Below are 12094 nucleotides of genomic sequence, written 5' to 3'. Positions count from 1 at the left end.
TAACGTATAAAAATTCATATGGATGGTATAGGTGCCCTTTGGGGCTTAATAGGGAAGTCCGGTTTCATTCCGGCACGGTCCCGCCACTGTAATGAGGAGTGAACCCATGATTATGCCACTGAGACAACGGTCTTGGGAAGGTATGGGGAAGCAATGATTCTAAGTCAGGAGAACTGCCTATATAGCAATCACCGTTAGAACCTGCGAGAGATGGGGAGGGGATTTGTACGATAGTTTTTTTATTGTGCTTATTTTTCCCCGACGTATATATACGTCGGGATTACTATTTGCTTTATGCTATTGTAAAATCTCTTGGCCTTTTTGGGTTAAGAGATTTTTTTATGGGTATTGTTGGAGAACTGCAAAAAAAGGGAGGTACTGTGTATGGTTACGAGTCTTTCAACCTATATGTGCAAAGAGGGCAATAGTTGTGGATTGACAGGTGCATCAACCTTTTTTGCAGGTATTCCAGATGCTGTAATGGTGCTTAACAGTTCCTTGTGGTGTTATTTTTCAGCTCATGAGTATATCGAAAAACAATGTCCAACAGCAAGAATGCGCTTCTTTTGTTCCCAAAGGAATAAAGATGCTATATTTTCTGGTACAGAGCAGTATTTGCTGCATATTTTACAATCAATAAAACAGACGGCTCAGCCATCTGTAGTGCTGCTGGCGAACAGCTGTACTGACAGTACTCGGAATGAGAATCTTTTGCAGATTGCCAAGCAGGCAGATCTGAATTGTCCTGTGATTTGCCTGGATCGTCATGATTTGGAAGAGGGATTTTGGGCCGGATATCAGGCAGCTGCCAAAGCCTATTTTCGTGAGGTGCCCCTGCAGTTGCGTACTGCTATAAAGCCGAGGACGGTTAATCTTTTAGGATGCAGTGTTGGTTATTATAATGCAGCCCATGACCTGCAGGAGCTGCGGCGTATGCTGACCTTAGCTGGTTATGAGGTAATTGCTTGCCCGGGGGCAGGAAGTACGATGCAGGAAATTACCAATATGACTCAGGCGCAGCTGAATATTGTAGTTCATGATGAACTAGGACGTGAGCTGGCAGAGCTGCTGGAAGAGCAGTATGATATGCCCTATGTCTCCTTATTGCCCCCTTATGGCATACAAGGTTCCTTGAGCTGGCTAAAAGCGATTGATTATTATCTGTCGGGGGAAAGTACTGGACTAAAAGCTCTTCAACAAGAAGCGAATGGTCTAGAACAAAAACATGACATTATGAATAAAGAGCAGCAAGAGATTTGGGGGAATATCTGGTTCGACAGCATTTTCATTGCTGCCCCTGCCTCCGTAGCCTTTTCTATATCTCAGGCAGTACGAGGGGAGTGGATGAATGCAAAGAAAATCATAACCGTATTGCAAAATGGCGTTCCCTTTAAGCAGAGTTATCCTGAATATATTGGTATTGTGTTGGATGCATATAAGGATCAGCAGAAAATAGAACAACACTTGGCCGGCTTACGAGGCGGATTGCTGATGGCAAGCAGTAGAGAAAAAGCGATTCTGCATCAAAAAGCAGTGAAAGATGTGGCATATCAGCATATCTCTTCACCTGTATACGACGAAATGATCCTTAAAAATCGGCCATTTATGGGGTTGCAAGGAACCAGTCATATGGTTGCGAGCTTATGGAACCAGTATATACAAGGACAGAAAAAGATAGAAATATGTAAAAAAGTAGTGGCAACGTAACGACAGAACAAAAATAAGTAGGAGGAAAGTAGTGGATAAACACATAGGAATTAAAAAAAAGGCTATGATATATGCCTGTATAGTAAGTGGTTTTATCTCGCTGCCAGTATCAGGAGCGTATGCGACTGAGAGTGAAGAAACAGAAAGTTATTCCTTTGATCAACTGGTGGTAACAGCTAATCGGGTACCTACAAAACTATCTGAAGTCGCAGCTAATGTAACGGTAATCACAAAAGGGCAGATTGAAAAAGGGAATTATCATAATGTAGGAGAAGTTCTACAGCATATCCCGGGAGTACAGATAGGATCTAACGGTACTCCTGGGAGTATTAGTGCCGCGTTTATTAATGGAAGTGAACAAGTGGTTGTTATGATTGATGGTAGACGTATGAACCTACCGAATGGTATAGGCGGATTTGGTATGGCTACTTCTAATTTAACAGGTTTAATCGGCATCGAAAATATTGAACGTATTGAAATAGTAAAAAGCGGCCGATCAGCCTTATATGGTGCCGATGCTGTTGGTGGTGTAATCAATATTATTACTAAAAAAGGAGAGAAGAACCAAACAACGGTAAAAATAGCAGGCGGGAATTGGAATGGTGATAATTATACATTAATTAATGAGGGCAAAGAAGGTAATTTAAGTTGGTTTTTTACTGCAGATAAAAGACAAATGGGTGATTATTCAGATGGAAATAATAAATTATATAGGTACACAGGTAGTGACCAAGAAGCTTATACGCTGCGGTTGGATCAGAAGATCAATAATGGTAATCTAAGTTTTACTTATGAAAATTTTGATCATCAAAATGAAGCTAAAGTAAAGAATAAATATGAAAATACGAACCAGCACAATTGGGATTTCACTTATACAGAAAATCTTTCTACTAAAACTGATTATCAAATTAAATTTTATCAAAATGCCAACCATCGTGTTGGATTAGGGGATAATACTTGGGAGAGATATGACCATGATGTCAGAACCAAGGGATTTAATTATCAATTGAACTCTAAGATTGATGAGCAAAATATGTTGACAGCAGGAATTGACTGGCGAAAAGATGAGATTGAAAGTAGTGATTATAAGAGTAAAGATAGTACCGTAAAAGCGATTTATTTACAGGATCGATGGAATATAACAAATAAATTTAGTATTCTTCCAGGACTTCGTTATGATAATAGCGATACATACGGAAATAAAACAACGCCACAGTTAGGAGCAAATTATAAACAAAGTGATCGTACTACTTATTATGCATCATGGGGCAAGGTCTTTCAAACACCACGCTTTGATGATTTATACTGGCCGTCATCAGTTGATCCTGCAGACTCTTACTATCCAGGATCACCAGAGACCCATTATGATGGGAATCCTGCTTTAAAACCGGAAACTGGATGGAGTGCTGAGATTGGTGTGAATCACAAGTTTGATAATACACTAGAAGGAAATTTTTCAGCTTTTACTCGTAGGCTAAATGATGCAATTGCCTGGAAAAACGTTAGTACAAATCCTGCAATAGAGTATTGGACGCCTTCTAATGTTGATAAGCAGAAGGCTGATGGCTTTGAACTACAGTTAACTAAGCAACTTACCTCTAAAATAAAAACCTCTATTGGTTATAATTATTTACATGTTAGGAACAAAACCCAATATGATAGTGATTTTGTAAGAGATAAAAATATAGCAGATGAAACATGGAACATTGGTATGTCTTATAGCTCTAAGAAAATAAATGCCGATATAAGGGGCACGGCTGTTATGGGACGAACCAATAGTGAATTTATTGAAAAAAGCTATTGGCTATGGGATGCAAATCTTAATTATAAATTAGATAAGAGTAATACTGCTTTTTTAACGGTAAATAATATACTTGATAAGTACTATGATACAGCTGCTGGTAAGCCTTGTGGCGGACGAAATTATATGATTGGTTTAAAAACGATATTTTAGCAGTTTGGGGCAAGGGGCAAAGGTGTAAAAAGTGTATAATCTCTTTAAACATTTACACATAAAATAGTTATATTGTAGTTAGGGAGTAAAGAGAAGCAATTCCTTCGTAAAATGATTATACTTTTAGTAAAGGACTTATACTATGTTACAACTTGTGAATTTATCCAATTATGCATCTGATCTGGAACTCATTCATAATAACCCTGTATGCTTAGAAGCTTTTTTGAATCATCATCATTTAGATGGTTTAGAAATGATGTTTTGTGATTCTTGGAATCCACGTGTCCATAAGAAGCAGTGGATACAGGGGGTGCATCTGCGTTTTTGGCCGAACTGGCTGGATTTCTGGCGAGGAGACAGGGAGGAACTGCTTAGACAATTTGGCAGTGATGCACAAATTGAAGCTTGTTACGGTGCTTTGACCCGTGAAGGCTGGCTAAATGTCTATCGTGAGAATCTTCGTATTGCTAAAATGGCAGGTGCCAAGTATGTCGTCTTTCATGTCAGCCAGACACGAATTCCAGAGTTGTTTCATTGGCAGTTTAGCTTCTCTGACCGACAAATCATTGAAGCTACGATTGAGGTGATTAATGAGCTGGCCCAGAGCATACCAGGGGATATGGAATTATTATTTGAAAATTTGTGGTGGCCAGGGTTAACTTTGAAGGATAAAGAACTTACAGCGTTGTTACTTGATAGTGTAAAACATCCCAAGGCAGGGATTATGCTGGATATCGGTCATTTGATGAATACGAATCCAGAACTAAAGGATCAGGATGATGGTGTAGATTATGTACTGAAAATAGTTGATAACCTTGAAGAATATAAACATTATATTCATGGTGTGCATTTGCATCATTCCTTGTCTGGGAATTATATCAAACAGAGTAGAGGCACAGCTATGCCCCAAGAGGATATTTTGGCAGCTGCCATGAGTCATGTGCTGCGCATCGACGAGCATTTACCCTTTAGTTCTCCCTGCGTGAAGAAGATTATAAATAGTGTGCAACCTACATACGTAGTACATGAGTTTATGTATACATCGATCAATGATTGGTCTGAAAAAATCAGGATTCAGCAGCAGGCCTTGCAATATAAGGAGCGTTAATGGATGAAAAAATTATCGTTTATTGCTTTACTCTTAAGTTGCTGCCTTCTGCTAGTTGTTGGCTGCAGTTCTAACCAACAGCAGGATGCACCTAAAACAGGAGGCTATGAAGTACAGGATTTTCAAGGTCATGTAATAAAACTTCCTCATAAACCCAGCCGAATTGTGTCCTTGTCTTTGGGGACAGATGAGATACTGGTGGACTTGGTTCCTTTGGAGCGCATTTTAGCTTTAACCTATTTGGCAGATGACCCGGAAATATCCAATGTAAGTGAACAGGCTAAATTGGTATCAAAAAAGGTGAAGGCCAATCCGGAGACCATTATCGCATTACAGCCAGACGTATTATTTATTGCTGACTGGCAGCCTATAGAATTGATTCAAACCATTCGTGACGCAGGAGTTCCTGTCTATGTATATAGAACACCGAGCACAATTGAGGACGTAAAACATGTGATTGGAGAAATTGCCCATGTTGTTGGAGAAGAAGAGATGGGACAGCAAATGGTAACCCAAATGGAGAATCAATTAGGAACGATCCAAAAATCATTGGAGAAAGTCAGTTCTGAGGAGCGGAAAACGGTAGTCCTTTTCTCCTTAATGGGAGGAATCGGAGGACAAGGCAGCTTATTTGATGATATCTGCCGATATGCAGGTGTCGTGAATGGGGCAAGTAAAGTAGGCGTTGGTAAGAATGAAATGATGTCTAAAGAACAAATTATAGCTGCCAATCCCGATGTTTTTATTATGCCAACTTGGAATTATAATGGTAAAACCAACGTAGAGGACTTTAAAGCGGGGGTACGAGATGATCCCGCATTTCAAAGTCTGAGAGCAATCAAAGAAGAGCAGCTATTTATGGTTCCCGATCGTCATTTAAGCTCTTCATCACAATATATTGTACAAGGAGTAGTGGACGTTGCTAAGGCAGCTTATCCTCAATATAACCCATGAGAGAAACAATACTAAAGAAGACACAAGGGAATCGGGCTAAAAAGGCATGGAAGATTATGGTGGTACTTAGTATCGTATTACTTGGTATGATCGTGTTTTCTATATCTTGGGGGACCATAACGGTGCCATGGGAAGATACACTAGCAATTATTGGACAGCATGTACCCGTGATTAGCGGATATTTCCCCTCGGTTAATGCTGAATTTCAGGCTGTCGTGTGGAATATCCGTTTGCCCCGGGTACTCGTAGGGGTGTTAGTGGGAGCCGCATTAGGTGTATCGGGAGCTGTTATGCAGGGGGTATTTGGTAACCCTCTGGCTGATCCGGGAATTATTGGTGTTTCCAGTGGAGCATCTTTTGGAGCTGTTTCAGCCATTGCTCTTGGTCTTACGTCTTTTAGTATATTTATTATGCCGATGTTTGCGTTAGTGGGAGCCCTTGCAGCAGTGAGCGCAACGGTTTTTTTATCCATGTCACGGGGAAAAATTCCTGTGATGACCTTATTGTTGTCAGGAGTAGCCGTCAGTATGTTAATGGGGGCTTTAACATCCGGAATTTTGACTTTAATGAATGAATATCGGGTACGAGAATATTTGTTTTGGGTGGTAGGGGGCTTGGACTATCGACGCTGGGAACATGTTTATCTGGCAGTCGGTCCAATTCTTATCGGCCTGATTGTTTTATGCTTGCTGGCACGGCATTTGAATGTTCTTGTACTAGGCGAGCAAGAAGCTCGATCCGTAGGAGTGCCTGTAGTTGCATTACGCCTGCTTTTATTATTTGTGGCTGCTGCTACGACGGCGATGGCCGTATGTGTGAGCGGTACCATTGGCTTTGTCGGTTTAATTGTACCTCATATTATGCGAATTATAGTGGGACCGGAGCATCGCTGGCTGCTGCCAAGCAGTGCTTTAGCAGGTGCTTTGTTCTTAGTGTTCTGTGATACCTTAGGACGAATGATTTTTCCTCCTAATGAAATTCGTGTAGGTATTATGACAGCGTTGCTGGGAGCCCCTTACTTCTTATATCTGCTGCGTAAAACCCAGCAGTCTGGAGGAATCTCATGACACAGGAAATCATAACCGCCCGTAATACTAGTATTGTGCTTGGTGGAAAGACAATTTTGGAGAATATTACCTGCAGTATAAGTGCTGGAGAATTTGTGGGGATTATTGGTCCCAATGGAGCAGGCAAAAGTACCTTGCTCCTTGCTCTGCGTGGTTTTGTGCCTTTAGCTGCAGGTGAGGTACAGTTAGCAGGCCGCCCCATTACAACCTTGTCTGATAAGGAACTGGCTCGTCATGTTGCCTATATGCAGCAGGAAGTAAATGTAGGTTTTGGTTTTACGGCCTTAGAAGTGGTTTTAACTGGGCGTTATCCATATCTAAAATGGTGGCAGCATGAGCAGGCTGAGGATAAAGCAATAGCCCATCGATATATGGAGTTTACAGGAGTAGAAGCATTAGCGGATAAACCGGTCCATTTGATGTCAGGCGGTGAGAAACAGCGTGTTTTATTGGCCAAAGTTCTGGCACAAGAAACGCCGCTTATTTTTTTAGATGAGCCAACGGCTAGTCTGGATTTGGTCTACCAGGAAGAAATATTTCGTTATTGTCAATTGATCTCAAAGCAAGGGAAAACGGTATTGATAGTAGCGCATGATTTAAAATTAGCAGCTAAATTCTGCTCCCGGCTGCTGCTATTGGCAGAGAACACAATGATTGCGGACGGCCCTCCAGAGAAGGTGATTACCAAAGAAAATTTACAAGCTGCTTATGGTTTGCATGCTGCTGTATTTATGAATAAAATAACTGGTAATTTAGATATCCACACCTATGCTGCTGCTGATTATAATCCCAATAAAGATACGAATGTTCATATTATTTGCGGTGGGGGATCAGGGGAAAAAATTATTCGTTTGCTTTATGAAAGGGGCTATCGTCTGACCCTTGGTGTAATACAGCCAGGTGATGCGGATGCTAATGCAGCAGAAGCCTTTCATCTGCCTTGCCTGCTGGGGCAGCCTTTTTCAAGCATTGATGAACTGTCAGCACAAGAAAATCGCAAAAAAATCAGTGCGGCGGATTGGGTGGTATTGTCAGATTTAACCTATGGGGAACAAAATATTGATAATTTACAAGCTGCTTTTATGGCTAAAAAATTAATTGTGATTGAGGATACACCAATTGAAAAACGGGATTTCCTTGAGGGGCAAGCCATTGAATTATATGCAAAATTAGTAGAAATGCCCCAAGTTACGGTGATGACATTTCCACAGTTTATTACATCACTGGAGAAAAATTGAAAATTAGCGGGAAAATACAGTTGCCAGCAGTTCATAGATGACATGATTCGCTGTAGAAAGAGAGGAAGAAAATTGAGACATTCTGCTATTTATCCCTTTACCGCTATTGTGGGACAAGAGGATATGAAGTTGGCATTGATTTTAAATGTGATTAATCCATCTTTGGGTGGGGTACTAATCAAAGGGGAGAAAGGTACGGCAAAGTCAACGGCTGTAAGAGCATTAGCCGATTTACTGCCAGCGATGGAAACAGTGAAAGATTGTAAATTTCATTGTGATCCTCAAGATAATAATCAATTATGTGGAATTTGCCAGGAGAGCCTTGCATCTCATAAGCAGTTAGTGGTGCAGGCTGCTAAAATGCGAGTTGTGGAATTGCCTGTGAGTGCTACAGAAGATCGAGTAGTAGGGACATTAGATATTGAATATGCAATTAAACATGGCGAAAAGAAGTTTGAGCCTGGCATTTTAGCTCAGGCAAACCGCAATATTTTATATGTAGATGAAATCAATCTACTGGACGATCATGTAGTAGATGTGCTGTTGGATGCAGCTGCTATGGGAGTGAATCGGGTAGAGCGGGAAGGCGTTTCCTACGTTCATCCTGCCAGATTTGTTTTGGTGGGAACGATGAATCCGGAAGAAGGAGATATCAGGCCTCAATTATTAGATCGTTTTGGATTATCCGTGATCGTGTCTGGTGAACATGATCCAGATAAGAGGGTAGAAGTAATTAAACGCCGTTTGGCCTATGAAGCAAATCCGGACAAATTCCTGCAGCTGTATCAGGAAGAACAGGAAACGTTAGCCCAGCAAATCATTCAGGCACGTCAGCTATTTCCGACTGTATCGATTGAAGATGAATTGCTTACATTGGTAGCAAAAATCGCAATTGCCTTAGAGGTGGATGGTCATCGTGCCGACATAGCTGTAATTAAAACGGCCTTAACCCTAGCCGCCTTTGCTGGACGTATTACGGTTACTTCTAGTGATATTCAAGAAGCAGCTCGGTTCGCGCTGCCTCATCGTATGAGACGCCGTCCTTTTGAAGAGGGAATATTAGATTGGAAAAAAGTAGAGGCATTATTTGGTGATCAATAAGCAGTGCAGGAGGTATAACGAGTGACAGCTAAAACAGTATTTCCCTTTGCTGCTGTGGTGGGACAAGATCAAATTAAAAAGGCACTATTGATTGCTGTGGTCAACCCTAAGGTGGGTGGTGTTTTGATTGCCGGAGAAAAAGGTTCTGCTAAATCCACTTTAGTACGAGGACTTTCCCAGGTCATTCCTAATAGGAAGTTGATCGAACTGCCGTTAAATGCTACGGAAGATATGGTCTTTGGCAGTATGGATATGGAGCAGGCTATCATTACCGGCAAGAGACAGTTTTCTCACGGAATTTTAGCGAAGGCTCATAATCACATATTATATATTGACGAAGTAAACTTGCTCCAGCGAGAGCTAAGTAATGCTATTTTGGATGTTGCGGTTTCTGGTATTCATGTAGTAGAGCGAGAGGGAGTTTCCAATTCATATGAAGCGCAGTTTACCATGATAGGTACGATGAATCCGGAAGAGGGCGATTTGCCGCCCCAGTTCTTAGATCGTTTTGGCTTATATGTAACCGTAGCAGGTGAAAAAAATATAAAAGACCGCGTCGAGATATTACGACGTATTTTAGCTTACGAACAGAATCCCATAGCTTTTTATCAGAAATATAAAAGAGCGGGAGAAGATATCTGTCAACAGATCGCAGCAGCCCGCAAGAAAGTAAAGCAGATACTGATCTCAGATGCGATGATGCAATTAGCAGCACAGATTTCTTCCCAAGGAAATTGTGCCGGTCATCGGGCAGAAATTTTCTTGCTGGAAACAGCAAAAGCCATTGCTTCACTAGCGGGACGTCATGATCTCTTGCCCATGGATATGCAAGAAGCTGCAGCCTTTGTGCTGCCTCATCGCATGCGCCAGCCGCCTGAAGAGTCAAGAGAACAGCATTCTCAAAAAAAGCAACAGCATGATCAGCCAGCGCAGGATTCCTTCAATAAAGAGCAATCCCAGTTGCCTGATGAAGAGCAGTCTAATGCTAACGAACCATCCCAGGATAGGGATGAAGCGCCAGAAGTGAAGAGTGAAGGGGAACTGGAGAAGGGGAAAAGGCAGGAAGATACAACCATGGCTGATCTGCTGCCCATAGGGAATATGGCGCTGGATTTACAGAAACGCCAAGTGAGGCAGAGCAGCGGCAAACGTACTTTGGCTAAGACCAATACGAGGCAGGGGCGGTATGTGCGCTCTTGTATACCCACCAAACCAGTAACAGATCTTGCATTTGATGCTACCTTGCGTGCGGCTGCACCCTATCAGTTGACGCGAGCTAAAAGTATGTGTTGTATCAATATTTGCCGGGGAGATTTGCGGCAAAAGGTACGTGAGAAGCGAATTGGCAGTACTTTCTTATTTGTAGTGGATGCCAGTGGTTCTATGGGAGCCAGACAACGCATGAAAGCGGTTAAGGGAGCTATCTTATCCATGCTCCAAGATGCGTATCAGAAACGAGACAAAGTCGGTATGATTGCTTTTCGCAGGCAGACCGCTGAAATTCTTTTGCCTGTTACCCGCAGTGTAGAGTTGGCAGAAAAGTCTTTGCAGCATTTGCCTACAGGGGGCAAAACGCCTTTGGCAGAAGGATTGTATACAGCTCTTGGGATGCTTAGCACCATGTGCCGACTAGAAAAGGGTATAGAGCCTGTCATGGTACTAGTGACAGATGGCCGCGCCAATGCCGGGGGAAGAGCAGGACAAGATGCTGTCAGTGAGGCTTTGCAGGCAGCTCGCCTAATTGGTGAGACCGGAGTCAACAGTTTAGTGATTGACACTGAACAAGATTTTATTAAGCTGGGGATTGCTTTTACTATTGCTCATGCATTAGGTGGTTCGTATTACAAGCTGGATGACTTGTCAGCTGAAAATATTATTCACATTGTAAATGGTATGAAATGAAGAAAGGATTGATAAAGAATGGAATTTTTATCACAATGCATTAATTTATTCCATCAGGGCGGCCCGGTCATGTATGTGATTGCAGGGTGTTCTTTGGCTGTTGTGGCAATTGCAGTGGAGCGGTTTATTTATTTCCGGCAGATGTCTACAGATGCCCAGCTGTTTATTAATAAGCTGCAGCCTTTATTAGAAAGAAAGAAAATTGCTGAGGCGCAGCAATTATGTGAACATACGCCAGCGGTAATCGGGCGTTTAGCAGCAGAAGGGTTAGAGGCTTACCAAAAGGAGAGTAACTTAGAAGTAATTATGGAAGGAGCAGCCGCTTTATTAGCAGCCAGATTAAGAGAATACTTGAATTATCTAAGTTCCATTGTTACCTTATCCCCTTTGTTAGGATTATTAGGAACCGTAATCGGTATGATTAATTCCTTTAGCGTTTTCAATGTGAAAAATGGTCAGCCTATGGCTATCACTGGCGGAATTGGCGAAGCCTTAGTGGCAACCGCTACTGGTTTAATGGTAGCGATTATGGCGTTGGTTGTCCACACCTATTTTACTCATCGATTAGATCAATTGGTTACGGATATGGAACAAGTCTATACTCTCATCATAACTCGACTGACGGGCAATAAAAAAACTCGGAGGGAAAATCATGAAATTGCGTAGCTTGCGCATTGAGAAGCAGCCAGAATTAATGATTATTCCCATGATTGATATTATCTTTTTTTTATTAATATTTTTTATGATGAGTACCTTATATATGGTAGAGCAGCATACTATTCCTATCAATTTGCCGCAAGCCGCAGCAGTACAGAAGGAACTGTCCCAGAATATTAATATTACGATTTTACAAAATGGTAATATCATGTTTGATCAAGAGGAAATTCCTTTTTACCTGTTGGAAAAACGAATTAGTATCGAGCTGGCAAAACACTCAGAAAATATATTTGTTGTACGGGCAGATAAACAAGCAGAGTATGGTCAGGTAGTGGCAGTATTGGATGAACTCAAAATGTCAGGGGCACATAGGGTGGCTGTGGCTACCGACCGGAAAGGAAGATAG

At 41.7% G+C, this 12094-nt stretch carries 10 protein-coding genes and 1 riboswitch; all 10 genes read left to right on the top strand.

The genetic code is table 11. From position 1 onward, the window contains the following. Positions 1–12 precede the first annotated feature (12 nt). Positions 13–195, top strand: a riboswitch (cobalamin riboswitch). Between the two features lie 189 nt (positions 196–384). The 10 genes from FR7_RS17245 (at position 385) to FR7_RS17200 (ending at position 12094) form a co-directional block, all read left to right on the top strand. Continuing rightward, positions 385–1707 carry a nitrogenase component 1 gene (locus FR7_RS17245; protein WP_007933715.1) on the top strand — a complete coding sequence of 441 codons (1323 nt, stop codon included), beginning with the start codon at positions 385–387 and terminating at the stop codon, positions 1705–1707. A 31-nt stretch (positions 1708–1738) separates the two neighbouring features. Further along, positions 1739–3661 (top strand): TonB-dependent receptor plug domain-containing protein, encoded by a 1923-nt coding sequence (locus FR7_RS17240; RefSeq protein WP_007933714.1) that lies wholly within the window; start codon positions 1739–1741, stop codon positions 3659–3661. 142 nt (positions 3662–3803) lie between these two features. Beyond that, complete coding sequence (locus FR7_RS17235; protein WP_007933712.1) at positions 3804–4769, top strand: sugar phosphate isomerase/epimerase family protein; 966 nt, start codon at positions 3804–3806, stop codon at positions 4767–4769. A 3-nt stretch (positions 4770–4772) separates the two neighbouring features. Further along, positions 4773–5723 carry an ABC transporter substrate-binding protein gene (locus tag FR7_RS17230; RefSeq protein ID WP_007933711.1) on the top strand — a complete coding sequence of 317 codons (951 nt, stop codon included), beginning with the start codon at positions 4773–4775 and terminating at the stop codon, positions 5721–5723. Beyond that, complete coding sequence (locus FR7_RS17225) at positions 5720–6790, top strand: FecCD family ABC transporter permease (protein ID WP_007933710.1); 1071 nt, start codon at positions 5720–5722, stop codon at positions 6788–6790. The genes FR7_RS17230 and FR7_RS17225 overlap by 4 nt, the downstream gene beginning before the upstream one ends. Beyond that, positions 6787–8028: an ABC transporter ATP-binding protein gene (locus tag FR7_RS17220; RefSeq protein ID WP_007933709.1), complete on the top strand. Its 1242-nt coding sequence runs from the start codon at positions 6787–6789 to the stop codon at positions 8026–8028. The genes FR7_RS17225 and FR7_RS17220 overlap by 4 nt, the downstream gene beginning before the upstream one ends. Positions 8029–8100: 72 nt before the next feature. After that, entirely contained in the window at positions 8101–9129 is a 1029-nt protein-coding gene (locus FR7_RS17215) for a magnesium chelatase ATPase subunit I (RefSeq protein WP_007933708.1), read from the top strand. A gap of 21 nt (positions 9130–9150) precedes the next feature. Further along, positions 9151–11031: a magnesium chelatase subunit D family protein gene (locus FR7_RS17210; protein ID WP_007933707.1), complete on the top strand. Its 1881-nt coding sequence runs from the start codon at positions 9151–9153 to the stop codon at positions 11029–11031. A gap of 18 nt (positions 11032–11049) precedes the next feature. Continuing rightward, positions 11050–11697, top strand: a complete 648-nt coding sequence (locus tag FR7_RS17205; protein WP_007933706.1) for a MotA/TolQ/ExbB proton channel family protein — start codon at positions 11050–11052, stop codon at positions 11695–11697. Then, complete coding sequence (locus tag FR7_RS17200) at positions 11684–12094, top strand: ExbD/TolR family protein (RefSeq protein WP_007933705.1); 411 nt, start codon at positions 11684–11686, stop codon at positions 12092–12094. Before FR7_RS17205 ends, FR7_RS17200 begins: the two co-directional genes overlap by 14 nt.

This window comes from Pelosinus fermentans DSM 17108 (genome assembly GCF_000271485.2).
Classification (GTDB): Bacteria; Bacillota; Negativicutes; order DSM-13327; family DSM-13327; genus Pelosinus; species Pelosinus fermentans.
This window is presented reverse-complemented; position numbering and strand designations above follow the sequence as displayed.

What these genes read in the sequence shown, in the direction of transcription:
- FR7_RS17245 (WP_007933715.1), top strand. Translation starts at nt 385, where the DNA reads ATGGTTACGAGTCTTTCAACCTATATGTGCAAAGAGGGCAATAGTTGT.
- FR7_RS17235 (WP_007933712.1), top strand. Translation starts at nt 3,804, where the DNA reads ATGTTACAACTTGTGAATTTATCCAATTATGCATCTGATCTGGAACTC.
- FR7_RS17230 (WP_007933711.1), top strand. Translation starts at nt 4,773, where the DNA reads ATGAAAAAATTATCGTTTATTGCTTTACTCTTAAGTTGCTGCCTTCTG.
- FR7_RS17225 (WP_007933710.1), top strand. Translation starts at nt 5,720, where the DNA reads ATGAGAGAAACAATACTAAAGAAGACACAAGGGAATCGGGCTAAAAAG.
- FR7_RS17220 (WP_007933709.1), top strand. Translation starts at nt 6,787, where the DNA reads ATGACACAGGAAATCATAACCGCCCGTAATACTAGTATTGTGCTTGGT.
- FR7_RS17205 (WP_007933706.1), top strand. Translation starts at nt 11,050, where the DNA reads ATGGAATTTTTATCACAATGCATTAATTTATTCCATCAGGGCGGCCCG.
- FR7_RS17200 (WP_007933705.1), top strand. Translation starts at nt 11,684, where the DNA reads ATGAAATTGCGTAGCTTGCGCATTGAGAAGCAGCCAGAATTAATGATT.